At 50.6% G+C, this 16,612-nt stretch carries 26 protein-coding genes; all 26 read left to right on the forward strand.

Annotation, left to right across the window (positions count from 1 at the left end; translation table 11 throughout):
- Window positions 1-7 precede the first annotated feature (7 nt).
- The 26 genes from rpsS to G8770_RS12460 all read left to right on the forward strand — a co-directional run bounded on the left by rpsS (window position 8) and on the right by G8770_RS12460 (window position 16,292).
- Window positions 8-286 (forward strand): 30S ribosomal protein S19, encoded by a 279-nt coding sequence (gene rpsS, locus G8770_RS12335; RefSeq protein ID WP_167186909.1) that lies wholly within the window; start codon window positions 8-10, stop codon window positions 284-286.
- A gap of 11 nt (window positions 287-297) precedes the next feature.
- Window positions 298-630 carry a 50S ribosomal protein L22 gene (rplV, locus tag G8770_RS12340; RefSeq protein WP_167186912.1) on the forward strand — a complete coding sequence of 111 codons (333 nt, stop codon included), beginning with the start codon at window positions 298-300 and terminating at the stop codon, window positions 628-630.
- 12 nt (window positions 631-642) lie between these two features.
- Window positions 643-1,320, forward strand: a complete 678-nt coding sequence (gene rpsC, locus G8770_RS12345; RefSeq protein WP_167186916.1) for a 30S ribosomal protein S3 — start codon at window positions 643-645, stop codon at window positions 1,318-1,320.
- Window positions 1,321-1,332: 12 nt separating this feature from the next.
- Window positions 1,333-1,746: a 50S ribosomal protein L16 gene (rplP, locus tag G8770_RS12350; protein ID WP_167186919.1), complete on the forward strand. Its 414-nt coding sequence runs from the start codon at window positions 1,333-1,335 to the stop codon at window positions 1,744-1,746.
- Entirely contained in the window at window positions 1,746-1,937 is a 192-nt protein-coding gene (gene rpmC, locus G8770_RS12355) for a 50S ribosomal protein L29 (protein WP_167186922.1), read from the forward strand. The genes rplP and rpmC overlap by 1 nt, the downstream gene beginning before the upstream one ends.
- 1 nt (window position 1,938) lies before the next feature.
- Window positions 1,939-2,199, forward strand: a complete 261-nt coding sequence (gene rpsQ / locus G8770_RS12360; protein ID WP_167186925.1) for a 30S ribosomal protein S17 — start codon at window positions 1,939-1,941, stop codon at window positions 2,197-2,199.
- A gap of 37 nt (window positions 2,200-2,236) precedes the next feature.
- Window positions 2,237-2,605 (forward strand): 50S ribosomal protein L14, encoded by a 369-nt coding sequence (gene rplN / locus G8770_RS12365; RefSeq protein ID WP_167186928.1) that lies wholly within the window; start codon window positions 2,237-2,239, stop codon window positions 2,603-2,605.
- A 41-nt stretch (window positions 2,606-2,646) separates the two neighbouring features.
- Window positions 2,647-2,964 (forward strand): 50S ribosomal protein L24, encoded by a 318-nt coding sequence (gene rplX, locus G8770_RS12370; protein WP_167186931.1) that lies wholly within the window; start codon window positions 2,647-2,649, stop codon window positions 2,962-2,964.
- Between the two features lie 53 nt (window positions 2,965-3,017).
- Window positions 3,018-3,557 (forward strand): 50S ribosomal protein L5, encoded by a 540-nt coding sequence (gene rplE, locus G8770_RS12375; protein WP_167186934.1) that lies wholly within the window; start codon window positions 3,018-3,020, stop codon window positions 3,555-3,557.
- A gap of 11 nt (window positions 3,558-3,568) precedes the next feature.
- The gene (gene rpsN / locus G8770_RS12380) at window positions 3,569-3,874 is read left to right on the forward strand and encodes a 30S ribosomal protein S14 (protein ID WP_167186937.1); all 306 of its coding nucleotides are present in this window, start codon (window positions 3,569-3,571) and stop codon (window positions 3,872-3,874) included.
- 23 nt (window positions 3,875-3,897) lie between these two features.
- Window positions 3,898-4,290, forward strand: coding sequence for a 30S ribosomal protein S8 (gene rpsH, locus G8770_RS12385; RefSeq protein ID WP_167186939.1), 393 nt, complete (start codon window positions 3,898-3,900; stop codon window positions 4,288-4,290).
- A gap of 55 nt (window positions 4,291-4,345) precedes the next feature.
- Window positions 4,346-4,879 (forward strand): 50S ribosomal protein L6, encoded by a 534-nt coding sequence (gene rplF, locus G8770_RS12390; protein ID WP_167186942.1) that lies wholly within the window; start codon window positions 4,346-4,348, stop codon window positions 4,877-4,879.
- A 10-nt stretch (window positions 4,880-4,889) separates the two neighbouring features.
- Window positions 4,890-5,240, forward strand: coding sequence for a 50S ribosomal protein L18 (gene rplR, locus G8770_RS12395; protein WP_167186945.1), 351 nt, complete (start codon window positions 4,890-4,892; stop codon window positions 5,238-5,240).
- 10 nt (window positions 5,241-5,250) lie between these two features.
- Window positions 5,251-5,760 carry a 30S ribosomal protein S5 gene (gene rpsE, locus G8770_RS12400; RefSeq protein ID WP_167186948.1) on the forward strand — a complete coding sequence of 170 codons (510 nt, stop codon included), beginning with the start codon at window positions 5,251-5,253 and terminating at the stop codon, window positions 5,758-5,760.
- A gap of 186 nt (window positions 5,761-5,946) precedes the next feature.
- Window positions 5,947-6,132 (forward strand): 50S ribosomal protein L30, encoded by a 186-nt coding sequence (rpmD, locus tag G8770_RS12405; protein ID WP_167186950.1) that lies wholly within the window; start codon window positions 5,947-5,949, stop codon window positions 6,130-6,132.
- Between the two features lies 1 nt (window position 6,133).
- The gene (gene rplO / locus G8770_RS12410) at window positions 6,134-6,568 is read left to right on the forward strand and encodes a 50S ribosomal protein L15 (RefSeq protein ID WP_167186953.1); all 435 of its coding nucleotides are present in this window, start codon (window positions 6,134-6,136) and stop codon (window positions 6,566-6,568) included.
- A gap of 111 nt (window positions 6,569-6,679) precedes the next feature.
- Complete coding sequence (gene secY / locus G8770_RS12415; RefSeq protein ID WP_167186956.1) at window positions 6,680-8,005, forward strand: preprotein translocase subunit SecY; 1,326 nt, start codon at window positions 6,680-6,682, stop codon at window positions 8,003-8,005.
- Between the two features lie 43 nt (window positions 8,006-8,048).
- Window positions 8,049-8,165 (forward strand): 50S ribosomal protein L36, encoded by a 117-nt coding sequence (rpmJ, locus tag G8770_RS12420; protein ID WP_167186959.1) that lies wholly within the window; start codon window positions 8,049-8,051, stop codon window positions 8,163-8,165.
- Window positions 8,166-8,464: 299 nt separating this feature from the next.
- Complete coding sequence (rpsM, locus tag G8770_RS12425) at window positions 8,465-8,821, forward strand: 30S ribosomal protein S13 (protein WP_167186962.1); 357 nt, start codon at window positions 8,465-8,467, stop codon at window positions 8,819-8,821.
- 104 nt (window positions 8,822-8,925) lie between these two features.
- A complete protein-coding gene (gene rpsK / locus G8770_RS12430; protein WP_167186966.1) occupies window positions 8,926-9,318 on the forward strand; it encodes a 30S ribosomal protein S11 in 393 nt (130 codons plus the stop codon).
- Between the two features lie 13 nt (window positions 9,319-9,331).
- Complete coding sequence (rpsD, locus tag G8770_RS12435) at window positions 9,332-9,952, forward strand: 30S ribosomal protein S4 (protein ID WP_167186969.1); 621 nt, start codon at window positions 9,332-9,334, stop codon at window positions 9,950-9,952.
- Between the two features lie 24 nt (window positions 9,953-9,976).
- On the forward strand, window positions 9,977-10,975 hold the full coding sequence (locus G8770_RS12440) for a DNA-directed RNA polymerase subunit alpha (RefSeq protein WP_167186972.1): 999 nt from the start codon (window positions 9,977-9,979) through the stop codon (window positions 10,973-10,975).
- Window positions 10,976-11,089: 114 nt separating this feature from the next.
- Entirely contained in the window at window positions 11,090-11,476 is a 387-nt protein-coding gene (gene rplQ, locus G8770_RS12445) for a 50S ribosomal protein L17 (protein ID WP_167186974.1), read from the forward strand.
- A 276-nt stretch (window positions 11,477-11,752) separates the two neighbouring features.
- Window positions 11,753-12,915, forward strand: a protein-coding gene (locus tag G8770_RS12450; RefSeq protein WP_167186977.1) for an IS3 family transposase whose coding sequence is annotated in 2 segments (ribosomal slippage) — window positions 11,753-12,008 and window positions 12,008-12,915 — 1,164 coding nt in all. Because the reading frame shifts where the segments join, the coding sequence is not laid out codon by codon here.
- A gap of 196 nt (window positions 12,916-13,111) precedes the next feature.
- Entirely contained in the window at window positions 13,112-14,518 is a 1,407-nt protein-coding gene (locus G8770_RS12455) for an O-antigen ligase family protein (protein ID WP_167186980.1), read from the forward strand.
- 253 nt (window positions 14,519-14,771) lie between these two features.
- The gene (locus G8770_RS12460; RefSeq protein ID WP_167186982.1) at window positions 14,772-16,292 is read left to right on the forward strand and encodes an MBL fold metallo-hydrolase RNA specificity domain-containing protein; all 1,521 of its coding nucleotides are present in this window, start codon (window positions 14,772-14,774) and stop codon (window positions 16,290-16,292) included.
- The last annotated feature ends 320 nt before the right edge of the window (window positions 16,293-16,612 follow it).

Consider the following 16,612-nt stretch of genomic DNA (forward strand, 5'->3'; position numbering starts at 1 on the left):
AAGTGCAGTGCCACGTTCACTGAAAAAAGGTCCTTTCATCGATCTTCATTTGATTAAGAAGGTCGAAGCAGCGATCGAAAGTAATGACCGTCGTCCTATTAAGACTTGGTCTCGCCGTTCCATGATTATGCCAGAAATGGTCGGCTTGACTCTCGCTGTACACAACGGTCGTCAACATGTTCCCGTCTTGGTCAACGAAGAGATGGTTGGACATAAATTGGGCGAATTTGCTGCGACCCGCACATACCGCGGTCACATTGCAGACAAGAAAGCCAAGAAGCGCTAAGAGGTCTAACGATGGAAGTATCAGCAAAATTACGCGGTGCTCAATTGTCGGCACAAAAAGCGCGTCTAGTCGTCGATCAGATTCGTGGTAAACACGTTGAAGAGGCGCTGGACATCTTAGCTTTCAGTCCGAAGAAGGGTGCAGCGATTGTTAAGAAGGTGCTGGAGTCTGCGATTGCAAACGCCGAGCACAATGAAGGCGCTGATGTAGATGAGTTGACTGTGTCAACTGTATTCGTAGATGAGGGTCTGACGATGAAAAGAATCAGACCACGTGCTAAAGGTCGTGCAGATCGCATCCTTAAGCGCACTTGTCACATCACCGTTAAAGTAGCCGATCAGTAAGAGACAGACGTTATGGGTCAGAAAGTACATCCGACAGGTATTCGTCTGGGCATCGTCAAAAAGCATACCTCTACTTGGTATGCTGGCAGCGATGAATACGCAGACAAGCTCTACACCGACCTGAAAGTACGCGAGTACATTGAAAAGAAACTGGCGCACGCGTCAGTCAGTCGAGTAGAAATTGAGCGTCCGGCCAACACCGCACGCGTTACCATCCACACTGCCCGTCCAGGTATTGTGATTGGTAAAAAAGGTGAAGATGTGGAAAAACTGCGCGCTGAAATCAGCAAGCAGATGGGTGTTCCCGTTCACATTAACATCGAAGAAATCCGCAAACCTGATCTGGATGCGGCTCTGGTAGCACAAAGCGTTGCTCAGCAACTTGAGCGTCGTGTGATGTTCCGTCGCGCTATGAAGCGTGCGGTACAGAACGCTATGCGTCAGGGCGCAGAAGGGATCAAAATCCAGGTAAGCGGTCGTTTAGGTGGTGCAGAAATCGCACGCACCGAATGGTACCGCGAAGGCCGCGTGCCTCTGCACACTTTGCGTGCCGATATCGACTACGCCACAGCTGAAGGTGCAACCACCTACGGTATTATTGGCGTGAAAGTTTGGATCTTTAAAGGTGAAGTAATTGGCGGCATCCAAGCTGTTGAAGAAAAACCTAAGAAGAAAAAGAGCTCAAAGTAAGGGGTACGCAAGATGCTGCAACCGAAGCGTACAAAGTTTCGTAAGCAAATGAAAGGCCGCAACCGCGGTCTGGCCCATCGTGGCTCCAAGGTTAGCTTTGGTGAGTTTGGTTTGAAGTCTAACGCACGTGGTCGTATTACCGCTCGTCAAATCGAAGCGGCACGTCGTGCAATGACTCGTCACATTAAACGTGGTGGTAAAATCTGGATCCGCGTTTTTCCTGACAAGCCAATTACCAGCAAGCCTCTCGAGGTTCGTCAGGGTAAGGGTAAGGGTAATGTTGAATATTGGGTAGCCCAGATTCAACCTGGTAAAGTTCTTTATGAAATGGAAGGCGTTTCCGAAGAACTGGCTCGCGAAGCATTCGCACTGGCCGCTGCCAAGTTACCATTAAGTACAACTTTCGTGAAACGTTCGGTGATGTGATGAAAGCTCAAGAACTCCGCGAAAAATCTGTTGAAGAGCTAAATGCTGAGTTGCTGAAGCAGCTGGAAGATCAGTTCAAGCTGCGTATGCAAGCTTCTACTGGTCAGCTGAATCAGACCCATCTGCTCAAGCAGACACGTCGCGATATTGCTCGTATTAAAACAGTGCTGACGCAAAAGGCAGGTGCATAATATGACAGACAATTTAGTACGTCAGGTAACCGGTAAGGTAGTAAGTGACAAGATGGATAAAACCATCACTGTCCTGATCGAACGCCGTGTTAAGCACCCGATTTATGGTAAGTACGTCAGTAAATCATCCAAGCTGAAAGCTCATGATGAAAAGAATGAGTGTAAGGCAGGAGATGTGGTAACTATTAAGGAATCACGTCCGCTGTCTAAGTCTAAGTCTTGGGCTTTAGTTAAAATTGAAGAGCGCGCAACTGAGATTTAATCATCTCAGGCGTTTTTAAGAGTTTCGGAGACGGACGATGATCCAAACGCAATCATACTTGGATGTGGCAGACAACAGTGGTGCCCGCCGCGTTATGTGCATTAAAGTGCTCGGCGGTTCGCATCGTCGTTACGCTGCCGTAGGCGATATTATTAAGGTGACCGTTAAGGAAGCCATCCCACGCGGTAAAGTTAAAAAAGGTCAGGTGATGAAGGCCGTGGTTGTACGTACCAAAAAAGGTGTGCGTCGCCAGGACGGGTCTCTGATTAAGTTTGACGATAACGCTGCTGTACTGCTGAACCAACAGGATGCTCCTATTGGTACACGTATTTTCGGCCCTGTTACTCGTGAACTGCGTGGCGAGAAATTCATGAAGATCATCTCTTTGGCTCCAGAAGTTCTGTAAGCCAGGGCTTTTGTAATCTAAAGAGAGTTGAGGACAGGGTTATGCGTAAGATCAAACGTGATGACGAAGTGATTGTGATCGCTGGTCGCGATAAAGGTAAGCGCGGTAAAGTAGTTAGCGTACTTGCCGATGATCGCTTGCTCGTGTCTGGTGTGCACATGATCAAAAAACACCAAAAACCAAACCCGCAATTGGGTGTGGCCGGCGGAATCGTGGAGAAAGAAGCTCCGATTCAGCTTTCCAATGTTGCTATTTTTAATGGCGCAACGGGTAAAGCGGATCGTGTAGGTTTCAAAATCCTGGAAGACGGCACCAAAGTGCGAGTTTTCAAATCCAACGGCGAAGCCGTTGACGCGTAATTAGCAAAATCTAATTACGCCGAGTTAACGGCATAAGCAGACGGTAATTGAACATGGCTAAGTTGAAAGAACTTTACCAAAACGAAATCGCAGCCAAGTTGAAAGAAGAACTTGGTCTTGCGAACGTTATGGAAGTGCCCAAAATCACCAAAATCACCCTGAACATGGGTGTTGGTGAGGCAATCGGTGACAAGAAAGTCTTAGAAAATGCTGTCAGCGACCTGGAAAAGATCTCTGGTCAAAAAGTAGTTGTGACCAAAGCTCGCAAATCCATCGCTGGCTTTAAAGTACGTGAAGAGTGGCCGATCGGCTGTAAAGTAACTCTGCGCTCTGAGCGCATGTATGAGTTTCTTGAGCGCCTGGTTAGCATTGCGATCCCACGTATTCGTGACTTCCGTGGTATCAGCCCCAAGCAGTTTGACGGTCGTGGTAATTTCTCAATGGGTGTGACTGAACAAATCATCTTCCCAGAGATTGAGTACGATAAAGTTGATAAGCTGCGCGGTCTTGATATCTGTATCACCACCACAGCGCGTAATAACGTGGAAGGCCTTGCTTTGTTGAAAGCATTCAACTTCCCGTTTAAAGGCTAAGGAAACGGATCATGGCTAAGAAATCAATGATCGCACGTGAAACCAAGCGTGCCAATGCAGTGTCAAAGTTTGCCGCTAAGCGTCAAGCTCTGAAAGCTATCATTGCCGACCAGACTTCTTCTGAAGAAGAAGTTTGGGAAGCTCAGGTTAAGCTGCAGAAACTGCCACGTGATGCCAGCCCAGTACGTAAGCGTAACCGCTGTCGTATCACTGGTCGTCCACACGGTGTTTACAGCAAATTTGGTCTGTGCCGTAACAAGCTTCGCGAAGCTGCGATGCGCGGTGATGTCCCAGGTTTGGTTAAGGCCAGCTGGTAAGCTGAATTTAGGAGCAGAAACTTATGAGTATGCAAGATCCGTTGGCAGATATGCTGACTCGTATCCGCAACGCTCAACAAGTCGGCAAGGTTGATGTAACCATGCCTTCTTCAAAACTGAAAATTAACGTTGCACGCGTTCTTCAAGACGAAGGCTACGTAAACGGCTTTTCAGTGAGCGAAGATGCTCAGCCTCAACTGACCGTTGAGCTGAAATACTTCGACGGCAAGCCAGTTATTGCTGAGCTTGACCGTGTAAGCCGTCCAGGCTTGCGTAATTACTCTGGTAAAGATGGCTTGCCATCTGTTCGTGGTGGTCTGGGTATCGCTATCGTTTCTACCAGTAAAGGTGTTATGACTGACCGTGCTGCTCGCGCTCAAGGCGTTGGTGGTGAGGTTCTCTGCACCGTATTTTAACCCCGTTTAGCTGCTCTGCAGCTAACGGTAATAGTTGTTTTAACGGGAATTCGTTATGTCACGAGTTGCAAATAGTCCGGTTGAAGTGCCCGCTGGTGTAACTGTAACCCTGAGTGGTCAGGATCTTACAGTTAAAGGCAGCAATGGTACATTGGCCCATACCATCCACAGCAGTGTTGAAGTAGCTCAGAACGAAAACGTTCTGAACGTATCTGCTCGTGATGGCGCCAAGCAGTCTCGCGCATTGGCAGGCACTACACGTGCTCTGGTAAACAACATGGTAGTCGGCGCTTCTCAAGGTTTTGAGAAGAAGCTGTTACTGCAAGGTGTTGGTTATCGTGCTAAAGCCGCGGGCAGTTCTGTAGACCTGACTCTGGGTTTCTCCCACCCGGTTGTTTATGACCTTCCTGAAGGCGTAAAAGCTGAGACCCCAAGTCAGACTGAGATCGTACTGAAGAGCGCTGATAAACAGCTGCTCGGTCAGGTAGCCGCGGAAATCCGCGCATTTCGTCCACCAGAGCCTTATAAAGGCAAGGGTGTACGCTACGCTGACGAACATGTACGTCGTAAAGAAGCTAAGAAGAAGTAGGGCCTAGGTCATGAACGCTAAAAAACAATCTCGTTTGCGTCGCGCACGTCGTGCTCGCGCAAAGATGAGTGAGCTGGGCGCAATGCGCCTGTGCGTTAACCGCACTCCTCGCCACATCTATGCGCAAGTTATCGCTGCCGATGGTGCCAAGGTACTGGCTAGCGCCTCTACTTTGGATAAAGATTTACGTGCAGGAAAAACCAGCAACAAAGAAGCAGCCCAGGCTGTTGGTAAGTTGGTTGCCGAGCGTGCTAAAGCTGCTGGCGTTACTCAGGTAGCTTTCGATCGTAGTGGTTACAAATACCACGGTCGTGTGCAGGCTTTGGCTGACGCCGCCCGCGAAGCTGGTTTGGAATTCTAAAGGTTGAGATATGGCTTTTAACAAGAAAGAAGAACGTAACGATGAAGGCTTCCAGGAGAAGCTGGTTCAAGTTAACCGCGTTGCCAAAACCGTTAAAGGTGGTCGTATCTTTACCTTTACTGCACTGACTGTTGTTGGTGATGGTAATGGCAAGGTCGGCTTCGGTCGTGGTAAAGCACGCGAAGTACCTGCTGCTATCCAGAAGGCTATGGAAGCTGCTCGTCGCAACATGATCGAAGTTGATCTGAACGGCGACACACTGCAGTATGCTACCACTGGTCGTCACAGTGGCTCCAAGGTATACATGCAGCCTGCTTCGCAGGGTACTGGTGTAATTGCCGGTGGTGCAATGCGCTCTGTATTTGAAATGGCTGGCGTTCAGAACGTTCTGGCCAAGTGCTACGGTTCTACTAACCCGGTAAACGTGGTTCGTGCAACTTTCAAGGCACTGAAAGAGATGGCATCTCCGGATTCCGTAGCTGCCAAGCGTGGCAAAAGCGTTGAAGAGATTCTGAACTAATCTGGGTTTTCCCACGTTATTGTTCTGAATTGTCGGCTCTTGCTCATAGCAACTCTCAATCGAATGGTTTTGAGTTGTTGCGGTTGACAAGAGCCGTCGGCGTTTTGGATAAGCCTTCAGCCCATAGTTAAAGGGCTTTGCTCTCGCTAAGGGACTGAAGCTCTTAAAGAATAGTTGGATAGGACCATGGCTAAGAAAATGATTAAAGTGACTCAGGTGAAAAGCTCAGCTGGTCGCCTGAAGAACCACATAGCCTGCGTTGCTGGTTTAGGCCTGCGTCGCATCGGCCACTCTGTCGAAGTAGAAGATACTCCTTCAGTGCGTGGAATGATTAACAAAGTACATTACCTGGTAAAGGTAGAGGGAGAGTAAGATGCGTCTGAATACTCTAAGTCCTGCACCTGGCAGCACTCACAGCAAAAAGCGCGTAGGTCGTGGTATTGGTAGCGGTCTGGGTAAAACAGCTGGCCGCGGTCACAAAGGTCTGAAGGCTCGTTCCGGCGGCAGTGTTAAGCCCGGTTTCGAGGGTGGTCAGATGCCAATGCAGAAACGTCTGCCTAAATACGGTTTTACTTCCCGTATTGGTCGCGTTACCGCAGAGGTTCGTTTAGCTGAGCTGAACAGCATTGATGCCGAAGTTATTGATTTGGATGCACTTAAGCAAGCTGATGTTATCAACATCAACATGAAGCGTGCTAAGATCTTCCTTTCCGGCGAGCTGACTAAAGCAGTGACTGTAAAAGGTCTGGCCGTAACCAAGGGCGCTAAAGCTGCCATTGAAGCAGCTGGCGGTAAAGTCGAAGAATAAGACAGTCGAAGCTAACCGGTCACTATCTTTATAGCGGCCGGTGTCTAGTTACTGGATTCTGGTACTTGATTCTGGTTTTTGGACTGTCGACTACTGATTAGAGACTGATTTATGGCAACCCCTGGAAATCTGCCATTAGGGAACCAAAAAGGATTGGGCGAGCTTTGGGCTCGCCTTCGTTTTCTTTTTATAGCTATCGTTGTTTATCGTATTGGTACGCACATTCCAGTACCGGGTATTGATCCCGATCGATTGGCATCGTTGTTTAATCAGAACCAGGGTACCATCCTGGGTTTGTTTAACATGTTCTCGGGTGGTGCACTCGAGCGTATGAGTATTCTGGCTCTGGGCATCATGCCCTATATTTCGGCCTCGATTATCATGCAGCTGATGTCGGCGGTGACGCCTTCGTTGGAGCAGCTTAAGAAAGAAGGCGACGCAGGTCGTCGTAAGATTAACCAGTACACCCGTTATCTGACGGTGTTGTTGGCCCTGGTTCAGGGTTCTGGTATGGCTGTAGGTTTCTCCGGCCAGGCTTACATGACAGGCTTTAGTTTTTACTTCGTTGCAGTAACGTCGTTGGTGACCGGTGCGGTCTTCATGATGTGGCTGGGCGAACAAGTGACTGAGCGCGGTATTGGTAACGGCATCTCGATGCTGATTTTCGCCGGTATTGTGGCGGGTTTGCCGAGTGCGGTAGGCCAGGCGTTTGAAAGCTCTCGTCAAGGTGATTTGCACATCCTGTTGTTACTGGGTGTGACCTTCCTGGCGGTAGCGGTAGTGTGGTTGGTGGTACGTATGGAGCGCGGTCAGCGCCGTATTACGGTCAATTACGCCAAGCGTCAGCAGGGCCGTAAGGTGTTTGCAGCCCAGAGCAGTCACTTACCGTTAAAAGTGAATATGGCTGGGGTTATCCCGGCGATCTTTGCCAGCAGTATCCTGTTGTTCCCGGCGTCAGTGGCGCAGTGGTTCGGTCAGGGTGGCGAAGGTATGGGTAGTGAGATTTTACAGGAAGTCGCTTTGGCGATTGGCCCCGGCCAGCCACTGAACTTCATCTTGTTTGCTGCTCTGATCGTATTCTTCTGTTTCTTCTACACGGCGTTGATGTTTAACCCGAACGAAGTGGCAGATAACCTGAAAAAGTCCGGAGCGTATATCCCTGGTATTCGTCCCGGTGAGCAGTCGGCTAAATATATTGACAACGTTCTGACCCGGTTAACCGTGGTGGGCGCTGTTTATATTGCGGCAGTCTGTTTATTACCGCAGTTCCTGGTGGTGGCGACTAACATCCCATTTTACCTTGGCGGTACATCACTGCTGATCGTTGTGGTAGTGGTAATGGACTTTATGTCCCAGGTGCAATCGCACTTGATGTCTCATCAGTATGATTCACTGATGAAGAAAGCAAACCTTAAAGGCTATGGTTCAGCCCGATAATCGGGTAAGATGCTCGGCCGCTGAGTTAGAAGGTGTTTGAAACATGAAAGTTCGTGCTTCAGTAAAGAAAATTTGCCGTAACTGTAAAGTTGTTCGTCGTAAAGGTGTTCTGCGGGTTATCTGCAACACCGAGCCACGTCACAAGCAGCGTCAAGGCTAATACTTGGTTTCGTGTGACGACCGGTAACTTATCGAACCGGGAATCACAATAACGAATCTAAGGCCTGTGGCCAGATAAGTCCTATCTGGCCACAGGCAACTGATAAAAAGTCGCTCACAAAACCGTGATTTTTTATCAGCACAATGGGGGCGTTGACTGTCGCCAGGGGGGAAACTCTCTGGCTATTGCTTTTTGTGCGCTTTACCGCTATCCTTTTGCGCCTTTTTTATTAATGGTGTTGAGGGTGGTGGTCTGTCGCTGTCAACGCCGCAATTTGAGTTATACGTGGAGTAATCTGAATGGCCCGTATTGCTGGTGTCAATATACCAGATAACAAGCATGCCGTTATCTCCCTGACCTATGTCTTTGGGATCGGTCGCACTACTGCGAAACAAATTTGCGCCGCCACCGGCATCGCTGAATCCACCAAAATTGGTGAACTGAGCGAAGCTGAGATGGATGCCGTGCGTAGTGAAGTCGCTAAAGTCACTGTAGAAGGTGATTTGCGTCGTGAAGTTTCTATGAGCATCAAGCGTTTGATGGATCTGGGCTGCTACCGCGGTCTGCGTCATCGTCGCAGTTTGCCTGCTCGTGGACAGCGCTCAAAGACGAATGCTCGCACTCGCAAGGGTCCGCGCAAGCCGATCAAAAAGTAAGTCTTAAACGTCAGGTTTTAAAGGTTGTCGGCTTCTTCAGCGGACAGTTTTTTAAACACCCAGGTTTAATGTCTACAACAGGTTAAAGGTTAGGAAGAGTTGCTATGGCAAAGCCAAGTAATAAAACTACTAGAAAGAAGGTTAAAAAGACGGTTGTTGATGGGATCGCCCACATCCACGCCTCTTTTAACAACACGATCGTGACCATTACCGATCGTCAGGGTAACACCCTGAGCTGGGCTACCGCTGGTGGTTCCGGTTTCCGTGGCTCACGTAAGTCTACCCCGTTCGCAGCCCAGGTTGCTGCTGAGCGCGCTGGCGAAGCGGCAAAAGATTACGGCTTAAAGAATCTGGACGTTGAAGTTAAAGGTCCTGGTCCTGGTCGTGAGTCTGCAGTACGTGCTTTAAACAACGTTGGTTACAAAATTACCAACATTGTTGACGTCACGCCGATTCCACACAACGGCTGTCGTCCGCCGAAGAAACGTCGCGTATAAGGGGGCTTAGATAATGGCACGTTATATTGGACCAACTTGTAAGCTGTCTCGTCGCGAAGGAACTGATCTGTTCCTGAAAAGTGGCGCACGTCCGCTTGATTCCAAGTGTAAAGTTGAAAATGCTCCTGGCCAGCACGGCCTCCGTCGCGGACGTTTGTCTGACTACGGTGTGCAGCTGCGTGAGAAGCAAAAAGTTCGTCGTACTTACGGCGTACTGGAAAAGCAATTCCGTGGTTACTACAAAGAAGCCGCTCGTCGCAAAGGTGCGACCGGTGAGGTTCTGTTGCAACTGTTGGAGCAGCGTTTAGATAACGTTGTTTACCGTATGGGTTTCGGTTCTACCCGTGCTGAATCTCGCCAGCTGGTATCGCATAAGTCGATCAGCGTAAATGGCCAGACGGTAAACATTGCTTCTTACCAGGTTAAAGCTGGTGACGTTGTTGCTGTTCGCGAAAAAGCTAAAAATCAGCTGCGTATTGCGCAGGCTCTGAATTTGGCAGCTCAGCGCGCTGATGTAGAGTGGGTTGATGTTAACTCGGACAAAAAAGAAGGTACATTTAAGCGTGTACCAGATCGCGCCGACTTGCCAGCCGAGATCAACGAGAACTTGATCGTTGAACTTTACTCTAAGTAAGAAATTTCCACTAAAGGTGTGACTATGCAGAGTGCTGTAAACGAGTTTTTGACCCCGCGTCATATCGACGTTACTGAAAACGGCCCAACTCGCGCAAAGGTGGTTTTAGAGCCTCTGGAGCGTGGTTTTGGTCATACCCTTGGTAATGCGTTGCGTCGTATTCTCTTATCTTCCATGCCCGGCTGTGCCGTGACTGAAGTAGAGATCGACGGTGTGTTGCACGAGTACAGTGCCATTGAAGGTGTTCAGGAAGACGTTATCGAAATCCTGTTGAACCTCAAAGGTGTTGCTGTAGTTATGCACGGTAAAGATCAAGCCGTGTTGTCGCTCAGCAAGAAAGGCCCCGGCGTAGTTACCGCTGGCGACATTCAGGTTGATCACGAAGTTGAGATCAAAAACCCTGAGCATGTGATTGCCAACATCACTGGTGATGTTGAATTGAGCATGAAATTGACTGTTGCCCGTGGTCGCGGTTACCAGCCTGCTGATGCTCGTCATAACGACGAAGAAGAAACTCGTGCAATTGGCCGTCTGCAGCTGGATGCGTCTTACAGCCCGGTTAAGCGTCTGGCTTACCAAGTTGAAAGTGCACGTGTTGAGCAACGCACAGACCTGGACAAGTTAATCCTTGATCTGGAGACCAACGGTACTATCGATCCTGAAGAAGCGATCCGTCGCGCTGCTACTATTCTGCAGCAACAACTGGCGGTATTCGTAGACTTGGAAGGCGAAAAAGAAGTTGTGCCTGAAGAGAAAGAGGAAGAAATCGATCCTGTACTGCTGCGTCCAGTGGATGACTTGGAGTTGACTGTTCGTTCAGCCAACTGTCTGAAAGCAGAAAATATTTACTACATTGGTGATCTGATTCAGCGCACCGAAGTAGAACTGCTGAAGACTCCTAACCTGGGTAAGAAATCTCTTACTGAGATCAAGGACATTCTGGCTTCACGCGGCTTGTCTCTCGGTATGCGTTTGGAGAACTGGCCACCTGCCAGCCTCGCAAACGACGATAAATTAGCGTAAAAATAGGCCGCCGCTCTGGACTGTTTAGGTCCTAAACAGAGCTAGGCGGCGGTTGTTAACAAGATTTACTGTAGCTTAATCGCTGTAGAAATCAGTTTGTAAGGATTTAGAGTTATGCGTCATCGTCATAGTGGCCGTCAACTGAATCGCAACGCTTCGCACCGTAAGGCCATGTTCAAAAACATGACCATTTCACTGGTCGAGCACGAGTTGATCAGAACAACTTTGGCCAAAGCCAAAGAACTGCGTTCCGTGGCAGAGCCTTTGATTACTTTGTCGAAAGAAGACAGTGTGGCAAATCGCCGTCTGGCCTTCAGTCGTCTGGGTAGCAAAGCCGCTGTTGGTAAACTGTTCAGCGAACTGGGTCCTCGTTACGAGACCCGTCCAGGTGGTTATATTCGCATCTTGAAGTGTGGTCTCCGCACTGGCGATAAAGCCCCAATGGCGTACGTTGAGCTGGTTGACCGTCCGGTAGCAGCTGAGGCTGTTGAAGAAGATTAATTCGTTAATCTTCTGGTTCAAAAAAAGCGCTTTCGGGCGCTTTTTTTTCGTCTGTTGGTTTTATAGGGGCAGATGCGAGATAGGGGCAGATAAAGACAGATTCGAGATAGGGGCAGATAAGTGCAGATTCGAGATAAAAAGATTAATGCATGAGTAAGCCCCTTTTACTATTAAGTGGGTGGTAGCCTTTACTCGTCATCTCGTCATCTCGTTGTAGTGGTCTAATAATCCCGGACACCAACATAGGTGGTAAAATCACCGCCAGTGAGGTGTTCAATGAAAAGACCACGTCGATCCTTTTCGACAGAATTTAAACATGATGCAGCTGCCCTGGTTTTGGATCAGGGCTATTCGATCTCCGAAGCGTGCCGCTCCCTGGGTATTGGAGCAACAGCCCTTCGACGCTGGGTCGATCAACTTCGGGCTGAACGGGGAGGCGTCACACCAGCCAGCAAGGCGATGACCCCGGAGCAGAAGCGTATCCAGGAGCTGGAAAAGCGTATTCGAGACCTCGAGACAGAGAAGCGCATACTAAAAAAGGCTACAGCTCTCTTGATGTCGGACGAGTGGAATCGTACCAACTGATAGACCAATTGAGTGAGCAGGAGCCGATTGATAAGGTCTGTCGGGCGTTTGATGTGAAGCGGTCCAGCTATTACGACTATCGCCGCAGCAAGGCTCAGGTAAATCCTTGTAGGACTCACCTTAAAAACCAGGTGAATCAGGCGTTTCGGGAGAGCCGTAGTTCAGCGGGTACCCGCACCATCAAGCGCCTGCTGGCGGACAACGGTGTTCACGCTGGTCGTTTTCTCATTGGCTGCCTGATGAAGGAGTTGGGGCTGACCTGCAAACAACCCGGTCCGCATAAGTACAAGCAGGCCGCGGTAGAGCGTCTGGACATCCCCAACCACCTGAACCGGGAGTTTACCGTGGACAGCCCGGATCAGGTCTGGTGCGGTGATATCACTTATATCTGGGCCGGATCGCGATGGGTGTATCTGGCGGTGGTCATAGATCTCTACGCTCGCCGGGTGGTCGGTTGGGCGCTGTCGGACAGGGCGGATGCCAATTTGACGATTAAGGCCCTGGATGATGCGTACCACCGCCGAGGCAGGCCGGAGGGACTTATGTTCCACTCCGATCAGGGATCTCAGTACAGCAGCCTGAGGTTCAGGCAGCGGCTTTGGCGCTATCGCTTTGAACAGAGTATGAGTCGCCGGGGCAACTGCTGGGACAACGCTCCGATGGAAAGGCTGTTCCGAAGCCTGAAAACGGAGTGGGTACCCAATAGTGGCTATCGGTCAATTACAGAAGCAACCATGGATATTGGCTGGTATCTAATGACCTATTACAACCAGCGCAGGCCCCATGCAGCCAATGATGGGTTGCCCCCAGCTGTTAAAGAAGAAAACCTTAAATCACTGTCCGGAATTAGTTGACCACTACACGTCATCTCGTCATCTCGTCATCTCGCCTAAGGTGAATTGCGCAGCAAGAGAGGGCAGCCTGGGCTGACTCGCCACTCTGTCAAATCGACCACTCTGTTCGTACAAATGTAAATTATGGTGACTGCTTGGCTGTCATCGCCGACCGGCAACTTGTATCATCGTTTCTTTTTTAAGAATCTAGAAACAGATGCCACACACTCGCCAAGCCCCCGATCGTTTTATCTTTTTTAGCTTTCTCGCCCTCTTGGTCTGGATTCCGCTGCCGCTCGGCAGTAATCGCCCCTGGGCCTGGCATTTGATGGAGCTAATCAGTTTTGGGCTTGTCGCCTGGTGGGTTATGTCGTGGTCCCGTGAAAAACTCGTGGCGACACCGGCACTGCAGAGCAGCCGCAGTTTGTTGGGGTGTTTGTCGTTGTTTGCGGCGGTGATTGCCATTCAGCTGCTGCCGTTACCCTCCGCGGTGGTGGCGATGCTGCGGCCGCTCAATCCCGCGCTGGAACCGGGCAGTTGGGCGACGGTCTCCATCGACCCACAGATTACCTGGATTCACCTGCGCACCACTCTCTGTTTTATTGCCCTGGCGTTTCTCACTTTGGTGTTGGTGAACAGCAAAGAGCGATTGAAATGGCTGGCAATTACTCTGCTGGTGGTTGGGGTGTTTCAGGGCTTGTACGGCAGCCTGATGACCTTGTCGGGGGCAGAGTACGGTTTCTTTATCAAAAAGGGCGGTTTTCACGGCGTGGCCACCGGCACCTTTTGGAATCGAAACAACTACGCCAACTACCTGACCCTGTGCATTGCAGCGGGAACCGGTCTGTTACTGTCCGATCTGTATCAGAAGTCTTCGCAAGGCTGGCGTGAACGGGGCAGGCGAATGTTGACCACACTGCTGGGCTCCAAGGTACGGGTGCGTATCGGCCTGGCCATGATGGTGGTGGCGCTGGTGCTGACCAAGTCACGCATGGGCAACACCGCATTCTTCGTCAGTCTGTTGGTCACGGGTTTTTGCTGGTTGTGGCTGACCAAACGCATCACACGCGGCAGTATTATCCTGCTGGTCAGCCTGGTGCTGATAGACTCTTTGATTGTTGGAGCCTGGTTCGGTATCGATAAGGTCGCCGAGCGGTTGGAGACCACGGCCTTCACCAAAGAAACCCGTGACGAGGTCAACCGCGACACCTGGACCATGATCAAACAGCAGCCGTTGCTGGGTTCCGGTGCGGGCAGTTATTACACCGCCTTTCCACAATACCGCCAGCAGGATATACCGATCTACTACGATCACGCCCACAACGACTACTTCGAATTTCTGGCCGAACACGGCGTGCTGGGCTGCTTGCCGTTATTGACCTTGATCATACTGACATTGATGACCGCCGCGCAAACCATGCGGCAGCGCAAAACCCTGTTGTTCCAGGCCATGGCCTTCGCCCCGATGATGGCCGTTATCGCCTTGTTACTGCACAGCACCGTGGATTTTAATTTACAAATACCGGCCAACGCCGCGACCTTCGTGGTGCTGATTTCGCTGGCCTGGGTGGTGCGGTATATGCCGTCAAAAAGAAGTAGGGAGAAAGCAGTAGCTAGAGGCTAGTAACTAGACGCTAGGAAAAGATAGGAAAAGCAGTAGCTAGTAGCTAGTTTCTAGGACAGGACAGGAAAAGAAGAGCCTGGAAGGTTGTGCGAATAGACAGAAAAGGGCACGGAGAAGGAGGGCTTGGTTTTGTTGTTTGTGTTTTCCTAGCCACTAGCCACTAGAAACTAGCCACTAACAAGGTGAATAACGCAGCAAGACTAGGCACCCTGGGGTGGCCACTAGCCGCTTTTATTTTTCCAAGGATTGGATTATGAATTTTTTTAACATCAAACATCACGGCGCCGTTAACGGTGTCACTGGCTCGTGTCACGAGCTGTCATTGTCTTCACGTCTCGGTGGCCAGGAAGGTCCAGGCATTCTGATTGACTGCGGTCTGTTTCAGGGAGCCGAGACCTCCGGCAAGGGGGCGTCGGCCAATCAGCTGGAAATCGATTTTCCCATTGAGCATATCCAGGCGTTGGTTGTGACCCATGTGCACATTGACCATGTGGGGCGCATTCCCTACCTGCTGGCCGCAGGTTTTAAAGGGCCCATCTATTGCTCCATTCCCTCCGCAAAATTGTTGCCGCTGGTGTTGGAAGACGCCATCAAGATTGGTTTCACCCGCAATGGGGCGCTGGTCGAAAAATTTCTGCGGGTGATTGAGCAGCGCTTAAAGCCTTTGCCGTATCAGCAATGGCAATCGGTCATTGAAGGGCCCGATGGCAGTATTGCCATCAAGTTACAGCCTGCGGGACACATTCTGGGTTCGGCTTATGTCGAGTGTGAGGTGCAAAAGCGGAGTGACCAAAGCCTCTCTGTTGCCAGTGGTGATGCTCAACAGAAAGCCCGTCAGGGACAGGGTTCAGCAGCCGGTGACGAGTTGTTAAACAAGCATCGGGTGGTATTTTCCGGTGATCTGGGCGCGCCCTATGCACCGTTGTTGCCACCACCCAAATCCCCGTATCGGGCCGACACGCTGGTGATCGAAAGCACTTACGGGGATCGTTTGCATCAGGGGCGCAAGGAACGGCGCCTGGCGTTAAAGGCCGTGATTGAGCGTGCCTATCAGGATCGCGGCGCGGTATTGATTCCGGCGTTCAGTATTGGGCGCACACAAGAGATCCTCTATGAGTTGGAAAGCCTTGTGCATGATCTGTCCACCCACAAACTCTACAAGGATACCTGGGCCAACTTGCAGGTGATTGTGGATTCACCCCTGGCCAGTCGCTTCACAAAAACCTACCGCCAGCTCAAACCCTACTGGGATGAAGAAGCGCTTAAGCGGGTGCGCACGGGGCGCCACCCGTTAAACTTCGAGCAACTGTATACCGTAGACAGCCACGACCAGCATGAAACCGCCGTCAACCTGGTGCGCAGTACCGCAGAGCCCTGCATTGTCATCGCCGCCAGCGGCATGTGCGCCGGCGGCCGGATCGTGAATTACCTCAAGGCGCTGATCGAAGATCCCAGAACCGACATCGTTTTCATTGGTTATCAAGCCCAGGGCACCCCGGGCCAAACCATACAAAAATACGGCCCGCGCGGTGGCTATGTGGAGCTCGACGGCGAGCGCTACGATATCCGTGCCCACGTTCACTCCCTCAGCGGCTACTCTGCCCACGCCGATCAAAAAGACCTGCTCAACTTCGCCCGCCGCATAAAACACCCGCCGGGCCAGATACGCATCATTCACGGAGACGACCAGGCCAAGCGCGAATTGCAGCAAAAAATGCAGGCGATCTTGCCGGCGGCAGAGGTGATGATTCCGGGGCAGGGTGAGAGTGGCTAGGAAAAGACAGTAGCTAGTAGCTAGAGGCTAGGAAAAGACAGTAGCTAGTAACTAGTTGCTAGGAAAAGACAGGTAAAGACAATAACTAGAGACTAGAGACTAGAGACTAGAGACTAGAGACTAGAGACTAGAGACTAGAGACTAGTAACTCGCAACTAGCCACTTGAAGCTATGCGCAGCAAGAGAAGGCACGCGAGGGGAGAGTGTCCTGATAACTGTGTAAACGTCCCGTGACGCGTCAAAGATGAGCCGTTACCCGCTCACCAAATTCGATAGTAAACCGGTTTAGCGCGGGCTTCCAGTTCCTGATCGGCATAGTC

Source organism: Pseudomaricurvus hydrocarbonicus (assembly GCF_011602365.1).
Classification (GTDB): Bacteria; Pseudomonadota; Gammaproteobacteria; order Pseudomonadales; family Cellvibrionaceae; genus Pseudomaricurvus; species Pseudomaricurvus hydrocarbonicus.